Source organism: Bradyrhizobium sp. Kon10 (assembly GCF_055807395.1).
In genome coordinates, this window is the sequence record NZ_JBVVOZ010000021.1 from 45,116 (window position 1) to 69,914 (window position 24,799).

Here is a 24,799-nt window from a genome sequence, read left to right on the forward strand (position 1 = left end):
TCCTATCGCCTGATGGTCACCGTAGTCTTACGGGCATGGTACATCCAACCGTCCGATGCGTGATTTTCCGCCAGGCGGGCCTATCCGAAGCATGCCTTAACGCACGAAGGCGGCCTTGTGATAGGCCGCCTTCGTTTAAGCTTCTACTCACTTACCAGTGAGCCATTGTTCACAAATCCGCGCTTACGCGGCGAGCTTGCGCAGCACGTAGTGCAGGATGCCGCCGTTGCGGTAGTAATCGAGCTCGTCCAGCGTATCGATTCGGCAGAGCAGCGAAACGCGCTGCAACGAACCGTCCCCGGAGACGATCTCCGCGGTCAGCTTCTGGCGCGGCTTCAGGTCACCGACGAGACCACGCAGCGTGACCTTCTCATCGCCCTTCAGACCGAGCGACGACCAGGAGGTGCCGTCCTCGAAGGTGAGCGGCAGCACGCCCATCCCGACCAGGTTGGAGCGGTGGATGCGCTCGAAGCTCTGGCAGATCACGGCGCGCACGCCGAGCAGGCGGGTGCCCTTGGCGGCCCAGTCGCGCGAGGAGCCGTTGCCGTACTCGGCACCGGCGAACACCACCAGCGGCACCTGCTCCTGCTGGTACTTCATCGCGGCGTCGTAGATCGACATCTGCTCGCCATCAGGCCAGTGCTTGGTGAGGCCGCCTTCCGGAATGTTGCCGTCGGCGCCCTTGAGCATGAAGTTCTTGATGCGGATGTTGGCGAAGGTGCCACGCATCATCACTTCGTGGTTGCCGCGCCGCGTGCCGTACTGGTTGAAGTCGGCGGGCCGCACCTGGTGCTCGCTGAGATACTTGCCGGCCGGAGAGGTAAGCTTGATCGAGCCCGCCGGCGAGATGTGGTCGGTGGTGATCTTGTCGCCGAACATGGCGAGGATGCGCGCCTCGACGATGTCGGTGATCGGCTCCGGCTCCTTCTTCATGCCGTCGAAATAGGGCGGGTTCTGCACATAGGTCGAGCTCATGTTCCAGCGATAGGTCTCGCTCTCGACCGTCTTGATCTTGCGCCAGTTGGTGTCGCCCTTGAACACGTCGGCATACTTCTTCTTGAAGATCGACGCGGTCACGAACTTCTTCATGAACGCGTTGATCTCCTTCGTCGTCGGCCAGATGTCCTTGAGGTAGACCGGCTTGCCGTCCTTGCCTTCACCGAGCGGCTCGGTGGCGAGGTTCTTGGTGACGCTGCCCGCGAGCGCGTGGGCGACGACGAGCGGCGGCGAGGCCAGATAGTTGGCCTGCACGTCCGGCGAGACGCGGCCTTCGAAGTTGCGGTTACCGGAGAGCACGGCGGCCGCGACGATGCCATTGTCGTTGATCGACTTCGAAATCTCTTCGGGCAGCGGACCGGAATTGCCGATGCAGGTGGTGCAGCCGAAGCCGACCAGGTTGAAGCCGACCTTGTCGAGATCGGTCTGCAGACCGGAATCGGCGAGATAGGCCGCGACCACCTGGCTGCCCGGGGCCAGCGAGGTCTTCACCCACGGCTTGGCCTTGAGGCCCTTCGCGGCAGCATTACGGGCCAGCAGCCCGGCGCCGATCAGGACGCTCGGATTCGAGGTGTTGGTGCACGATGTGATCGCGGCGATCACGACGTCGCCATGGCCCAGGTCGAAATTCTTGCCCTCGACCGGGAAGCGCTTGGTGGGCTCGTCAGCCTTCTTGTATTCGCTGCTGAGCGCGAGCGAAAATCCTTCGGCGACCGAGGGCAGCGCGATGCGGCCTTCGGGACGCTTCGGGCCGGCCATCGACGGCACGACGTCGCCGAGGTCGAGCGTGAGGGTCTCGGTGAACACCGGATCCGCCGATTTCGCGGTACGGAACAGGCCCTGCGCCTTGGCATAGGCCTGCACCAGCGCGACGCGCGGCGCCGCGCGGCCGGAGGTCTTCAGATAATCGACGGCAGCGGCGTCGACCGGGAAGAAGCCGCAGGTCGCGCCATATTCGGGCGCCATGTTGGCGATGGTCGCCTTGTCGGCGACCGAGAGGTGATCGAGGCCGGGGCCGAAGAATTCGACGAACTTGCCGACCACGCCGAGCTTGCGCAGCATCTGCGTCACGGTCAGCACAAGGTCGGTCGCGGTGACGCCTTCCTTCATCGCGCCCTTCAGCTTGAAGCCGACGACGGTGGGCAGCAGCATCGACAGCGGCTGGCCGAGCATGCAGGCTTCGGCCTCGATGCCGCCGACGCCCCAGCCGAGCACGGCGAGGCCGTTGACCATGGTGGTGTGGGAGTCGGTGCCGACGAGCGAGTCGGGATAGGCGACCTCGAAGGTGCCGGTCTTCTTGCCGACCGTCATCTTCTCCTTCTTGGTCCAGACCGTCTGCGACAGATATTCGAGATTGACCTGGTGGCAGATGCCCGTGCCGGGCGGCACCACGGAGAAGTTCGAGAACGCTTTCTGGCCCCACTTCAGGAATTCGTAGCGCTCCTGGTTCTGCTTGTATTCCTCGGTGACGTTCTTGCCGAAGGCTTTGTTGTCGCCGAAGAAGTTCACGATCACGGAGTGGTCGATGACGAGATCGACCGGCACCAGCGGGTTGATCTTCTCGGCATCGCCGCCGAGCTTCTGCATGGCGTTGCGCATCGCGGCGAGATCGACCACGGCGGGCACGCCGGTGAAATCCTGCATCAGCACGCGGGCGGGGCGGAACGCGATCTCATGCTCCAGCGACCGCTTGCGCAGCCATTTCGACACCGCGACGATGTCGTCCTTCTTGACCGTGCGGCCGTCCTCGTTGCGGAGCAGATTCTCGAGCAGGACCTTCATCGAATAGGGGAGTTTCGAAATTCCCTTCAGACCATTCTTCTCGGCCGTGGGCAGGCTGTAATAGACATAGGTCTTGGCGCCGACCTTGAGGGTCTTTTTGCATTTGAAGCTGTCGAGCGAGGTCATGAAAGGAATCCCAATTGTTAGTTATACCCGGCAAGGGGTATCTTAACACCGTCCAGCGAATCCGGTGGGGTCGCTTGCAGGGGCAGGTTGAGTTGCTGCATCAAGTAGTTCCGGGCTTATAGAAGCTTTCTAACCGCGCCGCCACAGCCACAATCGTACCGCAGCAATTCGCGAGCCAAAAATTCCGATGCGCTACCCCAAGATTTTCTTAGGGTTTTCCCTGAGGCCCTTCTGGAGGCTCCGTTGACCGCTTCAACGCGCGGCGGGATGCGGCTCTCCGGCAACGGACTCGTCTGCGTGCGTGGCGGCCGCGAGGTGTTTGCCGGCCTCGATTTCGGGGCCGCCGCCGGCGAGGCACTGGCTGTGACGGGGCACAACGGATCGGGCAAGACGTCGCTGCTGCGGCTGGTCGCGGGCCTGCTCATTCCGGCGGGTGGCATAATCACGCTCGAGGGAGGCAACGCCGAGCTCACGCTTCCCGAGCAGTGCCACTATCTCGGCCATCGCGACGCCCTCAAACCGGCCCTGAGCGTGGCGGAGAATCTGGCATTCTGGGCTGATTTCCTCGGCGGAGAGCGTTTTGACGCGACCGAGAGCCTCGCCGCCGTGGGCCTCGACCATGCCACCGATCTGCCCGCAGCCTTCCTCTCCGCCGGCCAGCGCCGCCGGCTTTCGCTGGCCCGGCTGATCGCCGTTCGCCGCCCGGTCTGGCTGCTGGACGAGCCGACCACGGCACTGGACGTGGCCGGCCAGGACATGTTCGGCGAGCTGATGCGGGATCACCTGGCGCGCGGCGGGATGATCATCGCGGCGACCCACGCCCCGCTCGGGATCGAGGCGCGCGAGTTGCGGATCGGGGGGATGGTGTGATTCCAGTGGACCCTCAGTTTTCCAAGCGGCCGGGCGGCGCCCTGTCCGGTCCCGCCCCCCTTGTGGGGGAGGGCAATCGCCTATGGCTTTCACGGAGCTTGCTTCGCCTCTCCCGCTTGCGGGAGAGGCCGACGCGCTCGCAGAGCGCGGCGGGTGAGGGCTCTCGCCGCGCGGGGACGCTCACCGCAATCCTCAATAGTTCCAACGCGGAGACACCCTCTCCCCAACCCTCCCCCGCAAGCGGGGGAGGGAGCGCGGCTTGCCTCGGGCGCGAGCCGGGCTCACCTGGCCGCCTCGCGGCCGGAGCCACCCCATGACCGCCCTTGCCGCCCTCATCCGCCGGGACATCCGGATCGCGCTCCGCGTTGGCGGCGGGGCGCTGATTGGGGTGCTGTTCTTTCTGACCGTGGTGGTGCTGATGCCGTTCGCGGTGGGGCCGGATTTGGCACTGCTGTCGCGGCTGGGGCCGGCGATCCTGTGGCTCGGCGCGCTGCTGGCGAGCCTGCTCACGCTCGACCGGCTGTTCATGGCCGACCACGAGGACGGCTCGCTCGACCTGATCACGATGAGCCGGACGCCGCTGGAACTCGCCTGCGCCGCCAAGGCGCTGGCGCATTGGCTGGCGGCCGGCCTGCCGCTGATTGTCGCAACCCCCGTGCTCGGCCTCCTGCTCAACCTCGACATGGTCGCCACCGGCGCGGTGGCGCTGACGCTGCTCGCCGGCACGCCGGCCCTGACGTTCACCGGCATGATCGGCGCCGCCCTGGCGGTGACGCTGCATCGCGGCGGGCTGTTGATGGCGGTGCTGGTGCTGCCGCTGTCGATCCCGGTGCTGATCTTCGGGGTCGCGGCGTCGCAAGCCGCGATCAACGGGCCCATGTCATTCGGCGCACCGTTTTCGATCCTCTGCGCGCTGTCGCTGGTCAGCCTGGTGATCGGACCGTTTGCGGCGGCGGCGAGCCTGAAGCATGGACTGGACTGAGATGGGCCCGACCGGGCTTGACCCCGATCAACTTTCGCTGCGCGCTTTCATGCTGATTGCGTGAGCAGCCCCCGGTGATTATCAGGATGCCATGACGCTGATCGACCTCGCCAACCCCTCGCGGTTCCTCGCGCTGACAGCGCGGGTGTTGCCGTGGCTCGCGGCTGCGACCGTCATCCTGCTCGCCATCGGCCTGTACGAGTCGGCGTTCGCGCCCGACGACTATCAGCAGGGCGCGACCGTCAAGATCATGTTCATCCACGTCCCGAATGCGTGGCTGTCGATGTTCGTCTGGGGCGTGATGAGCGTCGCCTCATTGGGCACTCTGGTGTGGCGGCATCCGCTCGCCGATGTCGCCGCCAAAGCCGCCGCGCCGATCGGTGCCGCCTTCACCTTCCTTGCGCTGCTCACGGGCTCGCTGTGGGGCCGTCCGATGTGGGGCACCTATTGGGAGTGGGACGCGCGGCTCACCTCCGTGCTGATTCTGTTCCTGATGTATCTCGGCCTGATGGCACTGTGGCGCGCGGTCGAGGATCCCTCGCGCGCGGCGCGCGCCGCGGCGGTGCTGACCCTGGTCGGCGCGATCAATCTTCCGATCATCAAGTTCTCGGTCGACTGGTGGAACACGCTGCATCAGCCGGCCTCGGTGCTGCGCATGGGCGGCTCGACGCTGGATAGAGCGTTCCTGATTCCGCTGCTGGTGATGGCGGTCGCATTCACGCTGCTGTTCGTCACATTGCATCTGGCGGCGATGCGCAACGAGATCCTGCGCCGCCGCGTCCGCTCCCTGCAAATGATGCAGGCCAGCCGCATCGCATTTTCGAGCGAATTGGGCGCCGGGGCACGTGGAGACAACGGGTCAAAGGAAGTTGGGGCCGTATGATGATGTCGCTCGGCCCCTACGCGTCATTCATCCTCGCATCCTATGCTGCCGCAGCCATCGTGGTCGCGACCCTGATCGGCTGGGTCGTGCTCGATCATCGCAACCAGACCCGGCGCCTGCGCGAGCTCGAGCGCAGCGGCATCACCCGCCGCTCGGGTCGCAGCGCAACGGACGCGCCAAGAGCGCTTACATGAGCGATCAATCGACCTCCACGACACAGCCGCGCCGCACCTTCCTGATGGTGCTGCCGCTGATCGCCTTCATCGGCCTCGCGCTGTTGTTCTGGTTCCGGCTTGGCAGCGGCGATCCCTCGAAAATTCCCTCCGCGCTGATCGGACGGCCGGCGCCGCAGACCACGCTGCCGCCGCTTGAAGGATTGCAGGCTGACAGCACGCAGGTCCCAGGCCTCGACCCGGCCGCGTTCAAGGGCAAGGTCAGCCTGGTCAATGTCTGGGCGTCCTGGTGCGTGCCGTGCCATGACGAAGCGCCACTGTTGACCGAGCTGGCGAAAGACAAGCGCTTCCAGCTCGTCGGCATCAACTACAAGGATGCGCCCGACAACGCGCGGCGCTTCCTCGGCCGCTACGGCAATCCGTTCGGCCGCGTCGGCGCCGATGCCAACGGCCGGGCCTCGATCGAATGGGGCGTCTACGGCGTGCCGGAGACATTCGTCGTCGGCCGCGAAGGCACCATCATCTACAAGCTGGTCGGCCCGATCACGCCGGACAATCTGCGGACCGTGCTGCTGCCGGAGCTGGAGAAGGCGCTGAAGTAATCACGGTCATTCCGGGGCGATGCGACAGCATCGAACCCGGAATCTCGAGATTCCGGGTTCACGCTTCGCGTGCCCCGGAACGACGCCAACCACTTCTCACCCCTTCCGCACATCCCCCGCCTCGGCCTCGCTCGTCTCCAGCGACACCGGCTCGATATGATAGCGCTTGGTCAGCGGCATCTGGGCGATGGCGAAGATCATGGTCAGCGGGGTCACGCCGAACACCTTGAAGTTCACCCAGAAATCCGTGCTCTGGGTGCGCCAGACGATTTCGTTCAAGACCGCCATGCCGGCGAAGAACAGCGCCCAACGCAGCGTGAGGATGCGCCAGCCCTGCGGGGTTAGGTTGAACATCTGGTCAAACATCACGGCGATGAAGGAGCGGCCGAACAACAGTCCGCCGCCGAGGATCGCGGCGAACAGGCCGTAGATGATGGTCGGCTTGACCTTGATGAAGGTCTCGTCGTGCAGCACCAGCGTCAGCGTGCCGAACACCAGCACGACGACGCCGGTCACGATCGCCATGATCGGGATGTGGCGCGTCACCACATAGGAGGCGATCATCGCCGCCACGATCGCGACCATGAAGGCGCCGGTCGCAGCGAACAGGTTGAACTTCGCATTGACGAAGAAGAAGACGAGCAGCGGACCGAGCTCGGTCGCAAGCTTGAACAGCGGATGCGGTTGGGTCTTGTCCATTCTTAGCTTTCAATTCCGGCAATGGCGCGAGCGAAATCGCGCGCGGTGAACGGCGCGAGATCGTCGACGCCTTCGCCGACCCCGATGAAGTGCACCGGCAATTTGAATTTCTCCGCGAGCGCCACCAGGATGCCGCCGCGCGCGGTGCCGTCGAGCTTGGTCATCACGAGGCCGGTGACGCCGGCGGTGCGATGGAAAGCCTCGACCTGCGACAGCGCGTTCTGGCCCACGGTGGCATCGAGCACGAGCAGCACCGCATGTGGCGCGGAGGCGTCCACCTTGCGGATGACGCGCACGACCTTTTCGAGCTCCTTCATCAGCTCGGACTTGTTCTGAAGCCGGCCGGCCGTGTCGATCAGGAGCACGTCGCTGTTCTGCTCCCTGGCCGCCGTCAGCGCATTGAAGGCGAGGCTTGCCGAATCCGAGCCTTGGGCAGCGGCAATGACGGGCGTCTTGGTCCGCTCGCCCCAGACCTTGAGCTGCTCGATGGCTGCTGCGCGAAACGTATCGCCCGCGGCCAGCATCACCTTGCGGCCCTCGGACGCGAATTTTTGCGAAAGCTTGCCGATGGTGGTGGTCTTGCCGGAGCCATTGACGCCGACCACAAGAATGACGAACGGCTTCCTGGCCGGGTCGATCTCAAGCGGCTTTGCCACCGGCGACAACACCTTCTCGACCTCGGTCGCAACGACGTCCTTGACCTCGTCCGCCGAGATCGCCTTGTCGTAGCGGCCCGTGCCGACCGCATCGGCGATCCGGACCGCAACCTGCGTGCCGAGATCGGCGCGCAGCAGCACGTCCTCGATATCGTCGAGCATGGCGCGGTCGAGCTTGCGCTTGGTGACGAGGTCGGCGACCGCGGTCCCGAGCGAGGACGAGGTGCGCTTCAGCCCGTTGGACAGGCGCCGCCACCAGCTCAGCTTGGGGGTGTCGGAGGTGGTATCGTTCATGCTGGCGTGTTAGCCGTTCCCGGTTCTAAACGAAAGTCTTGCAATTGCTCGATGTTCCCGAATTGACCGCCGATGAAATCCTGGGCCGCGTGCTCCATCGCGACGGATTGATGCTGGTCATCGACAAGCCGGCCGGCCTGCCGGTGCATCGCGGGCCCAAGGGCGGCGCCAATCTGGAAGCCTCGTTCGACGCACTGCGTTTCGGCCTGCCCCGCCCGCCGGTGCTTGCCCACCGGCTGGACAAGGACACCTCAGGCTGTCTCGTGCTCGGCCGCCATCGCAAAGCAACCGCCTCGCTCGGCCTGTTGTTCAAGCATGGCAAGATCGGCAAGACCTATTGGACGGTGGTCGAGGGCGGTCCCGCCGAGGACGAAGGCACGATCGATATGCCGCTCGGCCGGCTCAACGCCGAACGGGGCTGGTGGCAGAAGCCCGACCCTGAAGGCCAGAAGGCAATCACCAACTGGAAGGTGATGGGGCGTGGCGATGGCCTGACCTGGCTCGCCATGGAACCGGTGACGGGACGGACCCATCAATTGCGGGTGCATTCGGCGTCGACCGGCTGGCCGATCTTCGGCGATAACATTTACGGCAATGGCCCGCGTTTCGGCGAGCCGAAGCTGCATCTGCATTCCCGCGAGATCGTGGTGCCGATCTCCAGGAATAAAGACCCGGTCCGCGTGGTGGCGCCCGCCCCGCCCCACATGCACGAACGGCTCCGCGCCTGCGGCTGGAACGGGGAATAGCCTCATGGTGAGGAGCGCGGAACGCGCGTCTCGAACCATGAAGGCCCGGATCTCACCTGCGGCCATCCTTCGCCCGCTTCGCGGGCTCCTCAGGATGAGGAGAAGCGCGCGATGGTTTACGAAACCTTCAGTGCTCGTCTCTAAAGATAGCGACTGCTTAGAACAAGCCTTAGTAATCCCGCTCAGGACGAGCAGTGCGTCATGTCCACGGCCGAGCTATCGATCATCGACGAGGTCGAATCCGCGATCCGGGCCGGCTCGGCGGAAAAGGGCCTGGAAACCGCCCGGCGCGTGACCGACCTGTTCTTGTCCTCCGCCGGCAGTTTTGACGACGAGCAGATCGCGCTGTTCGACGACGTGCTCGAGCGCCTGATCGGCACCATCGAGCTGCGCGCCATCGCCGACATGGGCGCGCGCGTTGCGCTCGCCGAGATCAGCGCGCAGCTGGCGCCGATCGCGCAGGCGCCGCCCTCGGTGATCCGGCGGCTCGCCAACAATGACGAGATCCGCATCGCCGGTCCCGTGCTGCAGGAATCCGCGCGCCTCGACGATGGCGATCTGGTCAAGATCGCAGGCTCGAAAGGCGAGCCGCATCTGCTCGCAATCGCCGGCCGGTGGTGGCTCAAGGAGATCGTCACCGACGCGCTGCTGGCACGCCGCTATCCGAGCGTCAGCCGGCGGCTCGCCGCCAATCCAGGCGCGCGCGTTTCCGGCGGCGGCTTCGCCGTTATCGTCGGACAGGCCGAGTCCGATCCGGAGCTCGCCGTCAGCGTCGGCGTCCGCGTCGATTTGCCCTCGGAGTTGCGCCGCCAGTTGCTGCGCTCGGCGACGGATGTGGTTCGCACCCGCCTGTTGTCGCGCGCGCCGCCGCATCTGTTCGAGGAGATCCAGAGCGCGATCGCAGCGGTCACCGTCGGCGTCGAGCGCGAGATGTCGGGCGTGCGCGACTTCGAAGGCGCCAAGCGCGCCATCGCCAATCTGAAGGCGTCCGGCCAGCTCAATGAGGCGACGCTGTTCGGGTTTGCCAGGCAGCGACGATATGAAGAAGCCGTCGCAGCCTTGGCTGCGCTGTCCGGATCGGCCATCGAGGTCATTCGTCCGTTGATGCAGAGCTTGCGCGAAGACGGCCTGCTGGTGCCGTGCCGCGCGGCGCAGCTCAGCTGGGAAACCACGGCCGCCGTGCTCGAAAGCCGGTTCGCCACCGGCGCAATGAAGCCGACCGACCTCGCCAGGGCGCAAGCCAATTTTGCCCGCATGACGCCGGAGAATGCACGGCGGACGTTGCGATTCTGGCAGGTAAGGGCGTTGTAGGTTTTTTGGCGCGCGCTGCGCGCGACACATTCGGTGTCGTCCCGGCGAAGGCCGGGACCCATAGCCACAGGGCGAGGTTTGGCGAAGGCTGGTCGTTCGGGATCAGAACCGTGCGCGTTCGATAGACCTCGCGGTATGGGTCCCGGCCTTCGCCGGGACGACGTTCGGGCAAGTACAGCGTCTCAGCAGCTACACCTTCAGCCGCCCACCATCGCTGCCGCCGATCTTCAGCGGCACGATGCTGCCCAGCTCTGCGCCCGCGATCGCCACCGGTAGATAATGCTCGGTCCGTCCCTGGCTCTCGCTCTCGATCAGCACTTCGCGCCTCGCGCCCACTTCGGCCTGCAGCCGCTGCCGCAGCGCCGCTTCTCCAGCCACCCGCAATCGCCTCGCACGTTGCTTGATCACGCTCCCCGCGACCTGCGGCATCCGCGCAGCCGGCGTGCCGGGGCGTGGGGAATAGGGGAACACGTGCAGGAAGGTCAGGCCGCATTCCGCGACGAGATCGAGCGAGCGCGAGAACATCTCCTCGGTCTCGGTCGGGAAACCCGCGATGATGTCGGCGCCGAACGCGACATCGGGGCGCAGGCGGCGCACCTGATCGCAGAACGCGATCGCATCCTTGCGCGAGTGCCGCCGCTTCATGCGCTTCAGGATCATGTCGTCGCCGGATTGCAGCGACAGATGCAGATGCGGCATCAGGCGCGCATCATCGGCGATGGCCTCGAGCAGATCGCGGTCCGCCTCGATCGAATCGATCGAGGAGATGCGCAGGCGCCGCAGCTCCGGCACATGCCGCAATATCTGCCTGACCAGCATGCCGAGCTTCGGCGTGCCCGGCAGATCGGCGCCATAGCTGGTGAGATCGACACCGGTCAGCACGATCTCGGCATGGCCGCGTTCGACGAGCGCGCGGACCTGCTCGACCACCGCGCCCATCGGCACCGAGCGCGAATTTCCGCGGCCATAAGGGATGATGCAGAAGGTGCAGCGATGGTCGCAGCCGTTCTGCACCTGCACGAACACGCGCGGCAGGCCGCTCGCAAAGCCGTCGATGAGATGCGGCGCCATCTGCTTCACCGCCATAATGTCGCTGACGGCGATCTTTTCGCCCGCGCCAAGATCGAACGCGTCGCGCGCATTGCGCCAGGCGGAAGCGCGCAGCTTGTCGTCATTGCCGACGACCCGATCGACCTCGGCCATGCCGGCAAACATCTCGCTTTGCGTCTGCGCGGCGCAGCCGGTGACGACGATGCGCGCAGCGGGACGCTCGCGCTTCAATTTGCGGATCGACTGGCGCGCCTGCGCCACGGCCTCGTTGGTGACCGCGCAGCTGTTGATGACGATGGTATCTTCGAGCCCGGCGCCCTCCGCCTCATGGCGGATCACCTCGGCCTCGAAGGCATTGAGGCGGCAGCCGAAGGTGACGACCTCGACCGCCATTACCCGACCGGCGCGAACAGCGCCGGATCGAAGCTGCCCTCATATTCGAAGGTCGCGGTGCCCGTCATCAGCACGTGGTCGTCGCGCTCGCGCCATTCGATGCCGAGTTGGCCGCCGGGCAGCGTGATCTCGACGTTGCGGCTTGTGCGCTTCAGCCGCGCCGCGGCAACCGCCGTCGCGCAGGCGGCCGAACCGCAAGCCCTGGTCAGGCCCGCGCCGCGCTCCCAGGTGCGGATGGTGATGTGTTCGCGATCGACGATATGGGCGAGCGTGATGTTGGCGCGGTCCGGGAAGATCGGATGGTTCTCCAGTAGCGGCCCGAAGCGTTCGAGATCATAGGCGTCGACGTCATCGACCCAGAAGATCGCATGCGGATTGCCCATGCTCACCACCGACGGCGAATGCAGGATCGGATTGTCGATCGGGCCGATCTGCAATTCGATGTAGCGGGTGTCGCGAAACTCCTCCGCCAGCGGAATGTCCTGCCAGCCAAACTTTGGCGCGCCCATGTCGACCGTGTAGAGGTCGGGCGACGGCCCTTGCCAGCAATTGAGCAATCCGGCGCAAGTCTCGAACGTCACCGCAGCCTGGCCGGTCTTCTCGAACACACGCCGCACCACGCAGCGCATGCCGTTGCCGCAGGCGCCGGCCTCCGAGCCGTCATTGTTGTAGATGCTGATGAAGGCTTCAGTGCCGGCGAGCCGCGGCTTCTGAAGCACCATAAGCTGGTCGTAGGGCACGCCGCCTTGCGCGGACGCTACCGCGCGAGCGTCATCCGGCGTCACCTTTGAGGTGGAATCGCGCATGTCGACAACGACGATCTCGTTGCCGATGCCGTTCATCTTGACAAATGCGTGGTTGTCCAGCGCGCTCATGAAAAATCCTGAATTTCGCCTGCCTTATATGGCGATCCTCGGCAGGTTGGCCAGTGATTTGGCGCCGGCAGAAGACCGTCTGCCATGCAGCCTGCCATGACGCATCTGTCATGGGACGAATTCGGCGGTCGCGTGTTAGAACGGCGCAGCTCGCGCGAGAACCGGGACGCGCGTGCGGGTTGAGGCCTTGGTGGGTTAAGGCCTTGGTACGTAAGGTTTTGGGGAGAATTAGAATGAATCTGTTTTGTCGTCTCGCTCTGGCCGCGCTGATCCCGGCGGCAACCCTGTCGGTGAGCCTTTCCGGCGGTTGGGCGCAAACCCCGAGCCCGGCGCCGGCCGCCTCGGCCAGCCCCTCTCCGGCGCCGTCGGCTTCGCCGTCCCCGGCCGCGAGCGCCTCGCCCGCTCCTGCGGCAACGCCCACGCCGGCGGCCAGCGCTTCACCCTCGCCCAGCCCGGCCCCGCCGCCCGCCGCAGCCGCCACCCCTGCCCCGGTGCAGACCGCCGATCCCTTCGGCCAGGAAACCACGCTCGAGGCCAGGAAAGTCGTGATGGTCAAGGGCACCGCCAACTGGGATTCTGCGTTCGACACGCTGGTCGACGCCTTCAAGGCGCTGAACGCGGTTCTGGACAAGCAGGGCATCAAGCACGCGGGCAATTCGATGATCGTCTACACCTCGACCGACGACACCGGCTTCACCTTCTTCGCCGAGATCCCGGTCGACCAGGATCCGAAGAACCTGCCCAAGGACATGAGCATCGGCAAATCGCCGGAAGGCAAGGCGCTGAAATTCGTCCATCGCGGCTCCTACGACAACATGGACAACACTTATGAGGCGATCACCAATCACCTCGACGACAAGAAGCTGGAAGCCAAGGACACTTTCATCGAGGAGTACCTCACCGATCCCCTCAAGACGGCCGAGGACAAGCTCGTGATCAACGTGTTCGTACCGCTGAAGTGAAACCGATGAAAAAGTCCATTGCCCTTGCCGCCGTCCTGGCCACCACATTGCTCGCAGCGCCGGCACTCGCCGACGATTTTCCATCCGCCATTTCGGTGAGCGGCGAGGCGACCGTTTCCGCCGCACCCGATCTCGCGCGGATCGATGCGGGCGTCGCCAATGACGCCAAAACTGCGAAGGAGGCCTCCGACGTCAACAACGCCGCGATGGGCAAGGTGCTGCTGGCGCTGAAGGGCGCCGATATTTCCGAGAAGGACTATCAGACCTCGCGGCTGTCGCTGCAGCCGCAATACGGCCAGAACAAATCAACTGGAGCCTCGCCGGTGGTCGGCTTCCGCGCCTCTAACCGGGTCACCGTGAAGATCCGCGACGTGACCAAGGTCGCCGGCATCATCGACACGCTGGTCGGCGCCGGCGCCAACGACATCGGCAACATCTCCTTCGAGGTGACACAAGCCTCGAAACTGCTCGACGACGCCCGCGAACAGGCCGTGGCCGATGCCCGCCGCAAGGCCGAGATCTACGCCAAGGCCACCGGCGTCACGTTAGGGGCGCCGCTCAGCATCTCCGAAGGCGGCGGACCGATGCCGCTGTTCAAGTCGCGCATGGCGACGGCGCCAATGGCAGCCACCGCTGCCGTCGCGCCAGGCGAGGAAACGCTGTCCGTGACGGTGAATGTGAGCTGGGCGATCAAGCAGGGGCCGTAGGCAAGCGCCGTAAGAGGCACGCTGTAGCAACACCAAAACTGTCGTCCCGGCGAAGGCCGGGACCCATAGCCTCAGGGAGAAGTTTGGCGAAGACTGGCAGTTATCGAACACAGCGCGGTACTGTCGCCGAGTCATCGCCGATACATCACGCGGTATGGGTCCCGGCCTTCGCCGGGACGACGAGTTGTATGCGTGGGAACACCAGGACTAAATCTCCACCACTTGCCCCGGCTTCATCGCCACGAACCGCTGCTGCGGAATCTTCGCTGCATCGAGCGCCTCAAGCAGCGCCTTGGCGGGCGCGTCGATCGCTTCATCGGTTAGCTGAAACGTGCCGTGATGATGCCCGAGCGCTTGCTGCGCACCGCAGTCCAACAGCGCCTTCACCGCATCTTCCGGATTCATGTGCTGGTCCTGCATGAACCAGCGCGGCGCGTAGGCGCCGATCGGGAGGATTGCCAGACGCAACGGCCCGTGCTTCTCGGCGACGCGGCGGAAATGCCCGCCGTCGCCATAGCCGGAATCGCAGACGACGTAGATTTTTCCCGCCGGCGTCTCGAGCACGAAGCTCGCCCACAGCGCCTTGTTGCGGTCGAACATGCCGCGTGCCGACCAGTGCCGGGTCGGCACCAGCGTCACGGCGATGCCGCCGCCAAGCTCGACGCGATCATGCCAGTCGAACGCCTCGACCTTGATCGCGGAATCGGCGCTCCGCATCGTCAAATCGTTGCCGAGCGGCGTGACCACGCGCGGCGCAAAATTCTTGGCGAGCCGCGACAGCGTCGCGACGTCGAGATGATCGTAATGGCCATGCGAGACCAGCACGACGTCGATCTTTGGCAACTTCTCGAAGGCAATGCCGGGATCGTTGTGGCGCTTTGGTCCGGCCCATCCCACCGGCGAGACCCGCATCGACCAGACGGGATCGATCAGGACGTTGAGTCCGCTGGTCTGGATCAACCAGCTTGCGTGACCGACGAAGGAAAGCCGCACCTTGTCGCCATCGACCCGGGCCGGCGGGGTATCGGCGTAAGGGCTCGGCGCCCAGTCCGGCCAGACCGCGCGCTTGCGGCCGCCGCCGAATTGCCAGCGAAAGACTTCGCCGAGCGATCTCGGTGGCGCGCCGTCAGGATCGAAGAAGTGCAGGCCGTCGAAATGGTCGGAGACGGGTCCGTCGTAGGTTTTCATGCGGAAGATCCAAAGGGACGGGATACCGACCAGCGCGGCACCGCCGGCAAGCAGTCCAAGCATACGGCGGCGGGTGATCGGCACGGGCGGGCTTCAGGGGTGGTCGCAGTGGTAAGACATCACTGCCCTATATGGGCGGGTTCGCCGGAAAAGGAACCATCGCCGGAAGCTGCACCTTTTCAAGGCCTTGCCCTTCCGAAGGCGTCTCGGCACCCTAACTTTCCTTGACTTTCGGGCGTGAGCGGCGTTTAACCCCGCCACTTCCTCGGAAAGGCTTTCTTTTCGACCCGCCCACTGGTCCTGGAGACCAGAGGCCAACGCCCGACAGCGCTGTGCGCCCTCGGGCGTAAAGGTGTTTGGAAGATCGCTTCCCAGGGAAGTGGTCATCCGAAGGCGGGGGATCCAGTATTCCAGAGACGGCTCGGCTTAAACCGAGGCGCCGCGGCGTACTGGATGCCCCGGTCAAGCCGGGGCATGACAGTGGTGAATACGGCAACCCTGCGCGAGCAGGACAAGGGACAACGGCATTGTTCGACAGTCTGTCGGAACGGCTTGGCGGCATTCTCGATCGTCTGACGGGGCGCGGTGCGCTGACCGAAAAGGACGTCGACGCCGCGATGCGCGAGGTCCGCCGCGCGCTGCTGGAGGCCGACGTCGCGCTGGAGGTGGTGCGCAGCTTCACCGAACGCGTCCGCGAGCAGGCGATTGGCGCCACCGTCGTCAAGTCGGTCACGCCCGGCCAGATGGTGGTCAAGATCGTCCATGACGAGCTGATCAACACGCTCGGCGCCGAAAGCCAGACCATCGACGTCAATTCCGTGCCGCCGGTGCCGATCATGATGGTCGGCCTGCAAGGCTCCGGCAAGACCACCACCACCGCGAAGCTCGCCCGCCGCCTGGTCCAGCGCGACAAGCGCAAGGTGCTGATGGCCTCGCTCGACGTCTATCGCCCGGCGGCGATGGAGCAGCTGGCCGTGCTCGGGCGCGATCTCGACATTCCGACGCTGCCGATCGTGGCCGGACAGCAGCCGGCGCAGATCGCGAAGCGTGCGCTGGAAGCCGGCAAGCTCGGCGGCTACGACGTCGTGCTGCTCGACACCGCCGGCCGCACCACGCTCGACGAAGAGATGATGGCGGAAGCAGCAGCCATCAAGGCTGCCGCGAATCCGCATGAAGTGCTGCTGGTCGCCGACAGCCTCACCGGCCAGGATGCCGTCAATCTCGCCCGCGCCTTCGACGAGCGCGTCGGCCTCACCGGCATCGTGCTGACGCGTGTGGACGGCGACGGCCGCGGCGGCGCCGCGCTGTCGATGCGCGCCGTCACCGGCAAGCCGATCAAGCTGATCGGCACCGGTGAAAAGACCGACGCGCTGGAGGATTTCCATCCCGACCGTATCGCGGGGCGCATCCTCGGCATGGGCGACGTCGTGTCGCTGGTCGAGCGCGCCGCCGCCAATATCGACGCCGAGAAGGCCGCGCGCACGGCCGAGCGCATGCGCAAGGGCCAGTTCGACCTCAACGACATGCGCGAGCAGCTGTTGCAGATGGCGAGCATGGGCGGCATCAGCGGTCTGATGGGCATGATGCCCGGCATCGCCAAGATGAAGAACCAGATCGCGGCCGCCGGCATCGACGACAAGATTCTGAAGCGCCAGGTCGCGGTGATCGATTCCATGACGCGCGACGAGCGCCGTCATCCCGATCTGCTCAAGGCCAGCCGCAAGAAGCGCATCGCGGCGGGAAGCGGCCAGAGCGTCGAGCAGGTCAACAAGCTGCTCAAGATGCACCGGAACATGGCCGATATGATGAAGGCCATGGGCTCTGGCAAGCGCGGTCCGCTCGCCGGCATCGCGCAAGCCATGGGCTTTGGCGGCGGCATGAAGCCGCCCTCGCCGGAAGAGATGAAGGTCTTGCAGGACAAGATGCAGGGTGGTGGCGGCCAGGGCCTGCCCAGCCTGCCGAAGGATCTGCCGCCTGGCCTGCGCCAGGGCCTCCCGAATGTGCCGGGGCTCACGGGCCTCAGCAACAAGCCGACCCTGCCCGGGCTCGGCGGCTTTCCCGGACTGGGGAAGAAGAAGTGAGGGCATTCTCGCCTCGTCATTCCGGGGCGCGCCGTCAGGCGCGAGCCCGGAATCCATTCCTTCGCGCGTATGCGGCGCGATGGATTCCGGGCTCGCGCTTCGCGCGCCCCGGAATGACGAACCAACCTTTGAATTAACAGCTACTCAGGAGAACCAGATGTCCGTCGTTATCCGCCTCGCCCGTGCAGGCACCAAGAAGCGCCCCGTCTATCACGTCGTCGTCGCCGATTCGCGCTTTCCGCGCGATGGCCGCTTCATCGAGCGTCTCGGCTATTTCAATCCGCTCCTGCCGAAGGACAACGAGACCCGGCTGAAGCTCGACATGGACAAGGTGAAAGCCTGGCTCGCCAAGGGCGCGCAGCCCTCGGACCGCGTGTCGCGCTTCCTCGATGCCGCCGGTGTCAAGAAGCGCGAAGCGCGCAACAACCCGGAAAAGGCCGTGCCGCGCAAGGAGCGCAAGGCGCAGGCCGAAGCCGCTGCGAAGGCCTGAGGCTAATCGATGCCGGCGCTGATCTGCGTCGCGCGGATCGGCGCCGCGCATGGCGTGCGCGGCGCGGTCAAATTGTGGACCTTCACCGAAGATCCCTTTGCCATCAGGCACTACGGTCCGCTTTCGACCAAGGACGGCAAGCGCCAGTTCGAGCTGGCGCAGGCCCGCGAAGCCAAGGATCATCTGGTCGCGACCTTCAAGGGCGTCACGAGCCGCGATGAGGCCGAGCGCCTCAACGGCATCGAGCTCTACATCGCGCGCGAAAAACTGCCCGCGACCGACGAGGGTGAATATTATCACACCGATCTGATCGGGCTCACCGCCGTCACCACGGCGGGCGATGCGCTCGGCCGCGTGCTCGCGATCCACAATTTCGGCGCCGGCGACATCATCGAGATCGCGCCCCCCAAAGGCACGACGATGCTGCTGCCGTTCACCAATGCTGTGGTGCCGGAGGTTGATCTCGCCGGCGGCCGCGTCGTCATCGCGCTGCCGCAGGAGATCGAGGGTGACGAGCGGAACGACAATCCCTCCCCGGGTCGTCCCGGCGAAGGCCGGGACCCATAACCACAGCCCGTGGTTTTTGGCTAAACTGGTCGCTCCGATCATCGCAACACGAAGTGCGGTGTTTATGGGTCCCGGATGTGCGCTCCGCTTCGCTGCGCTTGTCCGGGACGACGAGACTAGGATGCTATGACCAACCCCTCACCTTGGCGCGCGACGGTGCTGACGCTGTTTCCGGAGATGTTTCCGGGGCCGCTTGGCGTCAGCCTGGCCGGACGGGCGCTGGCCTCCGGCCTCTGGGAGATCGATGCGCGGGACATCCGGGCCTCCGCCACCGATCGCCACCGCAGCGTCGACGACACTCCGGCCGGCGGCGGCCCGGGCATGGTGCTGCGGGCCGACGTTCTGGCGGCGGCGATTGACGCAGCTGAGACCGGGTCCGACCGACCCCGCCTGCTGATGAGCCCGCGCGGTCGGCCATTGACCCAGGCCCGCGTCACGGAGCTGGCCCAGGGCCCCGGCCCCCTGATCGTCTGCGGACGGTTCGAGGGGATCGACCAGCGGGTGATCGATGCGCGCGGCCTCGAGGAGGTCTCGATCGGCGATTACGTGCTGTCCGGCGGCGAAATCGCGGCGCTGGCGCTGATCGACGCCTGCGTCCGGCTGCTGCCGGGGGTGATGGGCAAGGAAGCCTCGGGAACCGAAGAGAGCTTTTCCGACGGTCTGCTCGAATACCCCCAATATACCCGTCCGCAGCTGTTCGAGGGGGTTCCGATCCCAGAGATCCTGACCTCCGGCGACCATGCCAAGGTGGCAGCCTGGCGGCGGGCGGAATCCGAGGCGCTGACGGCGGCCCGGCGGCCGGATTTGTGGGCGAAAGCCCCGAATCGGCCCGGACGCCAAAAAACGCCAAAAAACAAGACAGACGGGTGACAAACGGTCCGGCTTGCCTTATAGCAGCGCCAAATCCGCAAGAGCTGGATAAACGAATTTCGCGCAGCCCCCGTTTCCTAAGGCTGGGCGCGCCGATGGAGATTTACCCATGAACCTGATCCAACAGCTTGAAAAAGAGCAATTCGACAAGCTCTCCGCCGGCAAGGATATCCCGGAGTTCGGTCCCGGTGATACCGTGATCGTCAACGTGAAGGTGGTCGAAGGCGACCGCACCCGCGTGCAGGCCTATGAAGGCGTTTGCATCGGCCGTTCCGGCGGTGGCCTCAACGAGAGCTTCACCGTGCGCAAGATTTCGTATGGCGAGGGCGTCGAGCGCGTGTTCCCGGTGATGTCGCCGATGATCGATTCGATCAAGGTGGTGCGCCGCGGCAAGGTGCGTCGCGCCAAGCTCTATTATCTGCGCAATCTCCGCGGCAAGTCGGCCCGCATCGTCGAGAAGAAGCAGGACCGCCCCACCGCCGTCAACGAGTAAGCTCCGCTTACAGACGAGTTTCGAAAAGCGCGGGGCCAAAGCCCGCGCTTTTTTGTTTGGGCTCCGCTGTCATTGCGAGCGCAGTGGCGCAGCGAAGCAATCCAGAATCGTTCGGCGGAGGGATTCTGGATTGCTTCCTCGCAAGAGCTCCTCGCAATGACGATCATGGAAGCCTCTCGCGCTTTCACCGCTCCGTGCTATATAATCTCTAGAATGTTTCCATATCTGACCAGCCTGTCATCCGCCACGCGCATCGTCATCGACGATCGCTCGCGCTTGCCCGGCCGGTTCTTCGGACGCTTCGCGACTTCGGCAACGTCAGAGCTTAGTCCCGCAGCCTGAAGGCTGCGCTGAAGACGACCATGTTGCCCCGCGCCACCCGCGCTCATCGCTGACACACATTCCCGGAGCTGACGCTCATGTCCAAGCCCACCACACTGTATGACAAGATCTGGAACGACCATTTGGTCCACGAAGCCGAGGACGGCACCTGCCTGCTCTACATCGACCGCCACTTGGTCCACGAGGTGACCTCGCCGCAGGCCTTCGAAGGCCTGCGCGCCACCGGGCGCAAGGTCCACGCGCCGGAGAAGACGCTGGCCGTGGTCGATCACAACGTGCCGACCACCGACCGCAGCAAGCCGAACCCCGACCCTGAAAGCATCGAGCAGATCAAGGCGCTGGCCGACAATGCCAAGGAGTTCGGCATCGAATATTACAACGAGTTCGACAAGCGCCAGGGCATCGTCCACGTCATCGGCCCCGAGCAGGGCTTCACGCTGCCCGGCACCACCATCGTCTGCGGTGACAGCCACACCTCGACGCATGGCGCGTTCGGCGCGCTCGCGCACGGCATCGGCACCTCCGAGGTCGAGCACGTGCTGGCGACGCAGACGCTGATCCAGAAAAAGGCCAAGAACATGCGGGTCACCGTCGACGGCAAATTGCCGGACGGCGTGACGGGCAAGGATATCATCCTCGCCATCATCGGCGAGATCGGCACCGCGGGCGGCACCGGCTACGTGCTGGAATACGCCGGTGACGCGATCCGTGCGCTGTCGATGGAAGGCCGCATGACCGTCTGCAACATGTCGATCGAAGGCGGCGCGCGCGCCGGCCTCGTCGCACCCGACCAGAAGGCGTACGACTTCCTGCGCGATCGTCCCAAGGCACCGAAGGGTGCGGACTGGGACGCGGCGATGCGCTACTGGGAAAAGCTGAGCTCGGACGAGGGCGCGCATTTCGACCACGAGCTGCGGCTCGACGCAGCCAAGCTGCCGCCGATCGTGACCTGGGGCACCAGCCCCGAGGACGTGATCTCGGTGACGGGCTTCGTGCCCGATCCCGACAAGATCGCGGACGAAGCCAAACGTCTCTCCAAGCATCGCGCCTTGAAGTACATGGGCCTGGCCGCGGGCACCAAGATCACCGACATCAAGCTCGACCGTATCTTCATCGGCTCCTGCACCAACGGCCGCATCGAAGATCTGCGCGCCGCCGCCAAGATCGCGGAGGGCAAGCAGGTCTCTGGCCATGTCAACGCCATGGTCGTGCCGGGCTCCGGCATAGTAAAGGAGCAGGCCGAGGCGGAAGGTCTGGACAAGATCTTCATCAAGGCCGGCTTCGAATGGCGCGAGCCGGGCTGCTCGATGTGCCTCGCCATGAACCCGGACAAGCTGAAGCCGGAAGAGCGCTGCGCCTCGACCTCGAACCGCAATTTCGAGGGACGCCAAGGCTTCAAGGGCCGCACCCATCTGGTCTCGCCGGCGATGGCGGCAGCGGCTGCGATCGCGGGCCACTTCGTCGACGTCAGGGAGTGGCGCTGAGCCACTCGCCTGCAATTTGAACGAAAGCGGCAAACCGCCGTTAAGGGGCGTCGCCCACATTGCATCCTCGCGACGGTTCGCGAGGATGCGCCATGGCCAACAAGCCTGAATATGTCGATCTGATCAGCGCGGCGACCCGCCAGCACCGGCGGCGTGCGACGCCGTTGCGCATTGTCTCCGAGCCTGAGATCGAAGAGACCTCGCGACTGAGCCGCTGGCCGCCGGCGATGTTCAAGCAGTGGAAGCTCGACAACCTGATGCGGTGGAAACCGGCTTCATGGAAGCTGAGGGATTGGCTCTGAGCCGCGCGATGAACAAAGGGCGCCCAACGACGCCCTTTTTCATTTCGCTTGCTATGCCTGCTCACCAATAGCGGTACGGATGATGCCAGCGGTGCCAATGGTGCCAGTGGCAAATGCGGCGCGGGCCGTAATAGGTCCAGATGATCCGGCAGCGGCGCGGATAGTGATAGTAGGGATAGTAGCCGCCGTAGAAGCGCCGATGGAAGTGGCGATGCCCGTAGAAGGAAGGGCGATAGCCGCCGTAACGGTGGAATCCGCCGTAGTGGCGGAATCCGCCATAGCGATAACCACCGCCGTGAAACGCCGGGGCGGCACGGAAGCCGCCGGCATGGAAGCTGCCGCCGTGGAAGCCGCCGAAATGTGCGCCACCACCGTGGAAGCCACCACCACCGTGGAAGCCTCCACCACCGTGGAAACCGCCCCCGCCATGGAAGCCTCCACCACCATGTCCGCCGCCGCCGTAACGAACTTGCGTCATCATGTCGTCGGGCGCGACCTTCGCGGCCGGCAGCGCCGACGGATTGATCGGCGTCATCGCTTCAGCGCGACGCGCAGTCCCGGCCGACAGCATCAACGTGGCGATGGCCGCAAGGCCGAGCAAGCGCATCGGGCTTGTCACGACACTCAAAGTCCTCAGCATGGAACTCTCCCTGAATCTGAACAGCGGAGTTGCGAGGCGCGTTTTATCTCGCGTCATCTCTGTTCATGCGCGGTCGCTCCCACAATGAAATTAAGGACAGCGACGTGAATGCGTCATGAATGAACGACGCCCGCGCAGCGCGCGTCACGTCACCAAAACGGGCCGTAGCCGAACACGAACGGTGCGGGCACGCCGTAAGGATAGGGACGGTAATACACGGGCCGCGCGTAATAGTGCGGATCAGGACGCCGCGTGTATCGCGCGATGTCGTCGTATCGCGGATGTCGTCGTGCATCGAAAACCGCGCGCCCGGCGGAGGCGTCCGGCAGCTTCGTCAGCCTCTGCGCGGCGGACGCGTGGGGCAGGCCAATCGCGAGCCCGGCAACGACGGCCAATGCGATCCATCTCGTCATCGCGACCTCCGCCCGCGCACTGATTCCGGATCAGCCCCGGCGCCAGTAGCAGCTCATACGCGGCACGATTACCGTGCCGCTCGGCCTGAATTCCTGCACATAGGTCGCGTTGCACTCGCGGACCGCATCGGGGCCGGGGTTGTAGCGGGGATAGACGCCGTCCGGGCTATAATAGGGGGTGACGCGCAGGCGGGTCCGGGACCGCGTGCGCGGGGTGTCCGGTGAGCCGGCCTGGGCCAACCGCATTTCAGGCGCGGCCGCCTGGGCCTCGGCGCTGCTTGGGGCGCCGACAAAAAAAGTCGAAAACAACCCCATGCACAGTAGCGTCAGCGCTGTTTTCGCTCGCATTTTACCGCCCACCTGAAACGTCCATCCGAGGCCCCACGCTCCCCGTTTTGGCGGCGCCCGTCAACCTCGACGCGCTTATAATGGCGGATGCATCGCCGCGGAACCCGGGCTATGAGGAGCGCATGTGGACAGACCTGAAAGCGCCCTCGCTGGCCGAGATGGAAGCGACGGCGCACGACATCTTCGAGCGCCTGCCGGCGGAATTTCGCGGCCTCTGCGACGGCCTGATCATCCGCGTCGACGACTTCCCGACCGAGGAGGTCCTGGATGAGATGGAATGCGAGAGCGAGTTCGACCTGCTCGGCCTGTTCCAGGGCGTCGGCCTGCCCCAGCAGAGCCTTGGCGACGTGGCGCGGCTGCCCAACATGGTCTGGCTCTATCGCCGGCCGATTCTGGACTACTGGGCCGAGCACGACGAGACCCTCGGCCATATCGTCCGCCACGTCCTGATCCACGAGATCGGCCACCATTTCGGCCTCTCGGATGACGATATGGCCGCGATCGAGGCGCAAGCGGAGTAGAGCGAAGGAGAGGGATTGTCGATCGAGCGGCGGGCTCGCTGCACCTCTCCCGCTTGCGGGAGAGGTCGGTGCGTCCGGGCGATGCGAAGCATCGTCCCGCGCGCCGGGTGAGGGCTTTCTCCTCTGGGGGAGTCTCTCTGTGGAGGCAACCCTCTCCCCGACCCTCTCCCGCAAGCGGGAGAGGGGGCGCACCTCGTCCGCGACGTGTAGAGAAGCAGATGAGCCCTGCCGAATTCGGCCTAGGATTCGCTCCCCGTTCGCGATAAATACGCGGTCCCTAGACCATCCCGGGAAAGCGCAACCATGGACAAGTTCACCACGCTGGAAGGCGTCGCGGCGCCGCTGAAGATCATCAATGTCGACACCGACATGATCATTCCGAAGCAGTACCTCAAGACCATCAAGCGCACCGGCCTTGGCAAGGGGCTGTTCTCCGAGCAGCGCTACAAGGACGACGGCAGCGAGAACCCAGATTTCGTCCTCAACCAGCCCGCCTATCGCAATTCCAAGGTGCTGGTCGCCGGCGACAATTTCGGCTGCGGCTCGAGCCGTGAGCACGCGCCCTGGGCGCTGCTCGATTTCGGCATCCGCTGCGTGATCTCGACCTCGTTCGGCGACATCTTCTACAACAACTGCTTCAAGAACGGCATTCTGCCGATCCGCGTCTCGCAGGAAGACCTCGACAAGCTGTTCGACGACGCCGAACGCGGCGCCAACGCGACGCTGACGATCGACCTGCCGAACCAGGAAATCCGCGGTCCCGATGGCGGCACGGTCAAGTTCGAGATCGATCCGTTCCGCAAGCACTGCCTGATGAACGGCCTCGACGACATCGGCCTGACGATGGAAAAGAAGGCGTCCATCGACACCTACGAAGAGAAGCTCAAGCGCGAACGCGCCTGGGCCTGATCGCGGGTTTCTATTCGGAGCCCCGGTGCCGCGAGCGCCGGGGC

General features: G+C 65.1%; 27 protein-coding genes. 18 read left to right on the plus strand and 9 right to left on the minus strand.

The window, feature by feature from the left end; genetic code table 11:
• Nucleotides 1–183: 183 nt before the first annotated feature.
• Nucleotides 184–2,904 carry an aconitate hydratase AcnA gene (gene acnA, locus AC0L2O_RS25360; protein ID WP_473371624.1) on the minus strand — a complete coding sequence of 907 codons (2,721 nt, stop codon included), beginning with the start codon at nt 2,902–2,904 and terminating at the stop codon, nt 184–186.
• A gap of 267 nt (nt 2,905–3,171) precedes the next feature.
• On the opposite strand from acnA, the gene ccmA reads away from it, so the two are divergent.
• The 5 genes from ccmA (at nt 3,172) to AC0L2O_RS25385 (ending at nt 6,414) form a co-directional block, all read left to right on the plus strand.
• Nucleotides 3,172–3,774: a heme ABC exporter ATP-binding protein CcmA gene (gene ccmA / locus AC0L2O_RS25365; protein WP_473371672.1), complete on the plus strand. Its 603-nt coding sequence runs from the start codon at nt 3,172–3,174 to the stop codon at nt 3,772–3,774.
• 313 nt (nt 3,775–4,087) lie between these two features.
• Nucleotides 4,088–4,756, plus strand: coding sequence for a heme exporter protein CcmB (gene ccmB, locus AC0L2O_RS25370; protein WP_369719973.1), 669 nt, complete (start codon nt 4,088–4,090; stop codon nt 4,754–4,756).
• A 91-nt stretch (nt 4,757–4,847) separates the two neighbouring features.
• Nucleotides 4,848–5,639 (plus strand): heme ABC transporter permease, encoded by a 792-nt coding sequence (locus AC0L2O_RS25375; RefSeq protein WP_473371625.1) that lies wholly within the window; start codon nt 4,848–4,850, stop codon nt 5,637–5,639.
• Nucleotides 5,636–5,833 carry a heme exporter protein CcmD gene (ccmD, locus tag AC0L2O_RS25380; protein ID WP_369719974.1) on the plus strand — a complete coding sequence of 66 codons (198 nt, stop codon included), beginning with the start codon at nt 5,636–5,638 and terminating at the stop codon, nt 5,831–5,833. The genes AC0L2O_RS25375 and ccmD overlap by 4 nt, the downstream gene beginning before the upstream one ends.
• A complete protein-coding gene (locus AC0L2O_RS25385) occupies nt 5,830–6,414 on the plus strand; it encodes a DsbE family thiol:disulfide interchange protein (RefSeq protein ID WP_369719975.1) in 585 nt (194 codons plus the stop codon). Before ccmD ends, AC0L2O_RS25385 begins: the two co-directional genes overlap by 4 nt.
• Before the next feature lie 96 nt (nt 6,415–6,510).
• On the opposite strand, the gene AC0L2O_RS25390 is transcribed toward AC0L2O_RS25385, so the two are convergent.
• Together AC0L2O_RS25390 and ftsY are read right to left on the minus strand one after the other, a co-directional pair.
• The gene (locus AC0L2O_RS25390; protein ID WP_369719976.1) at nt 6,511–7,113 is read right to left on the minus strand and encodes a septation protein A; all 603 of its coding nucleotides are present in this window, start codon (nt 7,111–7,113) and stop codon (nt 6,511–6,513) included.
• A 2-nt stretch (nt 7,114–7,115) separates the two neighbouring features.
• Nucleotides 7,116–8,063 (minus strand): signal recognition particle-docking protein FtsY, encoded by a 948-nt coding sequence (ftsY, locus tag AC0L2O_RS25395; protein ID WP_409191181.1) that lies wholly within the window; start codon nt 8,061–8,063, stop codon nt 7,116–7,118.
• A 44-nt stretch (nt 8,064–8,107) separates the two neighbouring features.
• Between ftsY and AC0L2O_RS25400 the strand changes: the two genes are divergently transcribed.
• Entirely contained in the window at nt 8,108–8,809 is a 702-nt protein-coding gene (locus tag AC0L2O_RS25400) for an RluA family pseudouridine synthase (protein WP_473371626.1), read from the plus strand.
• A 201-nt stretch (nt 8,810–9,010) separates the two neighbouring features.
• A complete protein-coding gene (locus tag AC0L2O_RS25405) occupies nt 9,011–10,120 on the plus strand; it encodes a DUF2336 domain-containing protein (protein ID WP_473371627.1) in 1,110 nt (369 codons plus the stop codon).
• A gap of 189 nt (nt 10,121–10,309) precedes the next feature.
• Here AC0L2O_RS25405 and mtaB read toward each other — a convergent pair whose 3' ends face one another.
• Together mtaB and dapF are read right to left on the minus strand one after the other, a co-directional pair.
• On the minus strand, nt 10,310–11,563 hold the full coding sequence (gene mtaB, locus AC0L2O_RS25410; RefSeq protein ID WP_473371628.1) for a tRNA (N(6)-L-threonylcarbamoyladenosine(37)-C(2))-methylthiotransferase MtaB: 1,254 nt from the start codon (nt 11,561–11,563) through the stop codon (nt 10,310–10,312).
• A complete protein-coding gene (dapF, locus tag AC0L2O_RS25415) occupies nt 11,563–12,438 on the minus strand; it encodes a diaminopimelate epimerase (RefSeq protein WP_369719980.1) in 876 nt (291 codons plus the stop codon). The genes mtaB and dapF overlap by 1 nt, the downstream gene beginning before the upstream one ends.
• A gap of 233 nt (nt 12,439–12,671) precedes the next feature.
• On the opposite strand from dapF, the gene AC0L2O_RS25420 reads away from it, so the two are divergent.
• Nucleotides 12,672–13,400 carry a GyrI-like domain-containing protein gene (locus AC0L2O_RS25420; protein WP_473371629.1) on the plus strand — a complete coding sequence of 243 codons (729 nt, stop codon included), beginning with the start codon at nt 12,672–12,674 and terminating at the stop codon, nt 13,398–13,400.
• Nucleotides 13,401–13,405: 5 nt separating this feature from the next.
• Nucleotides 13,406–14,107, plus strand: a complete 702-nt coding sequence (locus AC0L2O_RS25425) for an SIMPL domain-containing protein (RefSeq protein WP_473371630.1) — start codon at nt 13,406–13,408, stop codon at nt 14,105–14,107.
• Between the two features lie 207 nt (nt 14,108–14,314).
• Here the strand turns inward: AC0L2O_RS25425 and AC0L2O_RS25430 are convergent, their stop codons facing one another.
• Nucleotides 14,315–15,379 carry an MBL fold metallo-hydrolase gene (locus tag AC0L2O_RS25430; protein ID WP_473371631.1) on the minus strand — a complete coding sequence of 355 codons (1,065 nt, stop codon included), beginning with the start codon at nt 15,377–15,379 and terminating at the stop codon, nt 14,315–14,317.
• Nucleotides 15,380–15,822: 443 nt separating this feature from the next.
• Between AC0L2O_RS25430 and ffh the strand changes: the two genes are divergently transcribed.
• The 7 genes from ffh (at nt 15,823) to AC0L2O_RS25465 (ending at nt 21,924) form a co-directional block, all read left to right on the plus strand.
• Nucleotides 15,823–17,376 carry a signal recognition particle protein gene (gene ffh / locus AC0L2O_RS25435; RefSeq protein WP_473371632.1) on the plus strand — a complete coding sequence of 518 codons (1,554 nt, stop codon included), beginning with the start codon at nt 15,823–15,825 and terminating at the stop codon, nt 17,374–17,376.
• Nucleotides 17,377–17,533: 157 nt separating this feature from the next.
• Nucleotides 17,534–17,866 (plus strand): 30S ribosomal protein S16, encoded by a 333-nt coding sequence (gene rpsP, locus AC0L2O_RS25440; RefSeq protein ID WP_057740692.1) that lies wholly within the window; start codon nt 17,534–17,536, stop codon nt 17,864–17,866.
• A 9-nt stretch (nt 17,867–17,875) separates the two neighbouring features.
• Nucleotides 17,876–18,433, plus strand: a complete 558-nt coding sequence (rimM, locus tag AC0L2O_RS25445; protein WP_473371633.1) for a ribosome maturation factor RimM — start codon at nt 17,876–17,878, stop codon at nt 18,431–18,433.
• A 126-nt stretch (nt 18,434–18,559) separates the two neighbouring features.
• On the plus strand, nt 18,560–19,303 hold the full coding sequence (gene trmD / locus AC0L2O_RS25450) for a tRNA (guanosine(37)-N1)-methyltransferase TrmD (RefSeq protein ID WP_473371634.1): 744 nt from the start codon (nt 18,560–18,562) through the stop codon (nt 19,301–19,303).
• Nucleotides 19,304–19,412: 109 nt separating this feature from the next.
• Nucleotides 19,413–19,796 carry a 50S ribosomal protein L19 gene (gene rplS / locus AC0L2O_RS25455; RefSeq protein ID WP_473371635.1) on the plus strand — a complete coding sequence of 128 codons (384 nt, stop codon included), beginning with the start codon at nt 19,413–19,415 and terminating at the stop codon, nt 19,794–19,796.
• Nucleotides 19,797–20,215: 419 nt separating this feature from the next.
• Nucleotides 20,216–21,622: a 3-isopropylmalate dehydratase large subunit gene (gene leuC / locus AC0L2O_RS25460; RefSeq protein WP_473371636.1), complete on the plus strand. Its 1,407-nt coding sequence runs from the start codon at nt 20,216–20,218 to the stop codon at nt 21,620–21,622.
• 92 nt (nt 21,623–21,714) lie between these two features.
• Entirely contained in the window at nt 21,715–21,924 is a 210-nt protein-coding gene (locus AC0L2O_RS25465; RefSeq protein ID WP_409191191.1) for a hypothetical protein, read from the plus strand.
• A gap of 61 nt (nt 21,925–21,985) precedes the next feature.
• Here the strand turns inward: AC0L2O_RS25465 and AC0L2O_RS25470 are convergent, their stop codons facing one another.
• The 3 genes from AC0L2O_RS25470 to AC0L2O_RS25480 all read right to left on the minus strand — a co-directional run bounded on the left by AC0L2O_RS25470 (nt 21,986) and on the right by AC0L2O_RS25480 (nt 23,292).
• Nucleotides 21,986–22,564, minus strand: coding sequence for a hypothetical protein (locus AC0L2O_RS25470; protein WP_473371637.1), 579 nt, complete (start codon nt 22,562–22,564; stop codon nt 21,986–21,988).
• A gap of 149 nt (nt 22,565–22,713) precedes the next feature.
• Nucleotides 22,714–22,977 (minus strand): hypothetical protein, encoded by a 264-nt coding sequence (locus tag AC0L2O_RS25475; RefSeq protein ID WP_473371638.1) that lies wholly within the window; start codon nt 22,975–22,977, stop codon nt 22,714–22,716.
• Between the two features lie 30 nt (nt 22,978–23,007).
• Nucleotides 23,008–23,292, minus strand: coding sequence for a hypothetical protein (locus AC0L2O_RS25480; RefSeq protein WP_473371673.1), 285 nt, complete (start codon nt 23,290–23,292; stop codon nt 23,008–23,010).
• A 155-nt stretch (nt 23,293–23,447) separates the two neighbouring features.
• Between AC0L2O_RS25480 and AC0L2O_RS25485 the strand changes: the two genes are divergently transcribed.
• Together AC0L2O_RS25485 and leuD are read left to right on the plus strand one after the other, a co-directional pair.
• Entirely contained in the window at nt 23,448–23,846 is a 399-nt protein-coding gene (locus AC0L2O_RS25485; RefSeq protein WP_473371639.1) for a metallopeptidase family protein, read from the plus strand.
• A gap of 303 nt (nt 23,847–24,149) precedes the next feature.
• A complete protein-coding gene (leuD, locus tag AC0L2O_RS25490) occupies nt 24,150–24,755 on the plus strand; it encodes a 3-isopropylmalate dehydratase small subunit (protein WP_369719994.1) in 606 nt (201 codons plus the stop codon).
• Nucleotides 24,756–24,799 lie beyond the last annotated feature (44 nt).

Excerpts from the sequence above, each read along its gene's own strand:
- AC0L2O_RS25390 (WP_369719976.1), bottom strand. The coding sequence starts at position 7,113 with ATGGACAAGACCCAACCGCATCCGCTGTTCAAGCTTGCGACCGAGCTC.
- rimM (WP_473371633.1), top strand. The coding sequence starts at position 17,876 with ATGCCGGCGCTGATCTGCGTCGCGCGGATCGGCGCCGCGCATGGCGTG.
- ccmD (WP_369719974.1), top strand. The coding sequence starts at position 5,636 with ATGATGATGTCGCTCGGCCCCTACGCGTCATTCATCCTCGCATCCTAT.
- AC0L2O_RS25475 (WP_473371638.1), bottom strand. The coding sequence starts at position 22,977 with ATGACGAGATGGATCGCATTGGCCGTCGTTGCCGGGCTCGCGATTGGC.
- AC0L2O_RS25385 (WP_369719975.1), top strand. The coding sequence starts at position 5,830 with ATGAGCGATCAATCGACCTCCACGACACAGCCGCGCCGCACCTTCCTG.
- rpsP (WP_057740692.1), top strand. The coding sequence starts at position 17,534 with ATGTCCGTCGTTATCCGCCTCGCCCGTGCAGGCACCAAGAAGCGCCCC.
- ftsY (WP_409191181.1), bottom strand. The coding sequence starts at position 8,063 with ATGAACGATACCACCTCCGACACCCCCAAGCTGAGCTGGTGGCGGCGC.
- AC0L2O_RS25420 (WP_473371629.1), top strand. The coding sequence starts at position 12,672 with ATGAATCTGTTTTGTCGTCTCGCTCTGGCCGCGCTGATCCCGGCGGCA.
- AC0L2O_RS25425 (WP_473371630.1), top strand. The coding sequence starts at position 13,406 with ATGAAAAAGTCCATTGCCCTTGCCGCCGTCCTGGCCACCACATTGCTC.
- dapF (WP_369719980.1), bottom strand. The coding sequence starts at position 12,438 with ATGAGCGCGCTGGACAACCACGCATTTGTCAAGATGAACGGCATCGGC.
- ccmA (WP_473371672.1), top strand. The coding sequence starts at position 3,172 with ATGCGGCTCTCCGGCAACGGACTCGTCTGCGTGCGTGGCGGCCGCGAG.
- leuD (WP_369719994.1), top strand. The coding sequence starts at position 24,150 with ATGGACAAGTTCACCACGCTGGAAGGCGTCGCGGCGCCGCTGAAGATC.
- AC0L2O_RS25375 (WP_473371625.1), top strand. The coding sequence starts at position 4,848 with ATGACGCTGATCGACCTCGCCAACCCCTCGCGGTTCCTCGCGCTGACA.
- rplS (WP_473371635.1), top strand. The coding sequence starts at position 19,413 with ATGAACCTGATCCAACAGCTTGAAAAAGAGCAATTCGACAAGCTCTCC.
- leuC (WP_473371636.1), top strand. The coding sequence starts at position 20,216 with ATGTCCAAGCCCACCACACTGTATGACAAGATCTGGAACGACCATTTG.
- trmD (WP_473371634.1), top strand. The coding sequence starts at position 18,560 with ATGACCAACCCCTCACCTTGGCGCGCGACGGTGCTGACGCTGTTTCCG.
- AC0L2O_RS25485 (WP_473371639.1), top strand. The coding sequence starts at position 23,448 with ATGTGGACAGACCTGAAAGCGCCCTCGCTGGCCGAGATGGAAGCGACG.
- AC0L2O_RS25480 (WP_473371673.1), bottom strand. The coding sequence starts at position 23,292 with ATGGGGTTGTTTTCGACTTTTTTTGTCGGCGCCCCAAGCAGCGCCGAG.
- acnA (WP_473371624.1), bottom strand. The coding sequence starts at position 2,904 with ATGACCTCGCTCGACAGCTTCAAATGCAAAAAGACCCTCAAGGTCGGC.
- AC0L2O_RS25465 (WP_409191191.1), top strand. The coding sequence starts at position 21,715 with ATGGCCAACAAGCCTGAATATGTCGATCTGATCAGCGCGGCGACCCGC.
- AC0L2O_RS25470 (WP_473371637.1), bottom strand. The coding sequence starts at position 22,564 with ATGCTGAGGACTTTGAGTGTCGTGACAAGCCCGATGCGCTTGCTCGGC.
- mtaB (WP_473371628.1), bottom strand. The coding sequence starts at position 11,563 with ATGGCGGTCGAGGTCGTCACCTTCGGCTGCCGCCTCAATGCCTTCGAG.
- ccmB (WP_369719973.1), top strand. The coding sequence starts at position 4,088 with ATGACCGCCCTTGCCGCCCTCATCCGCCGGGACATCCGGATCGCGCTC.
- AC0L2O_RS25405 (WP_473371627.1), top strand. The coding sequence starts at position 9,011 with ATGTCCACGGCCGAGCTATCGATCATCGACGAGGTCGAATCCGCGATC.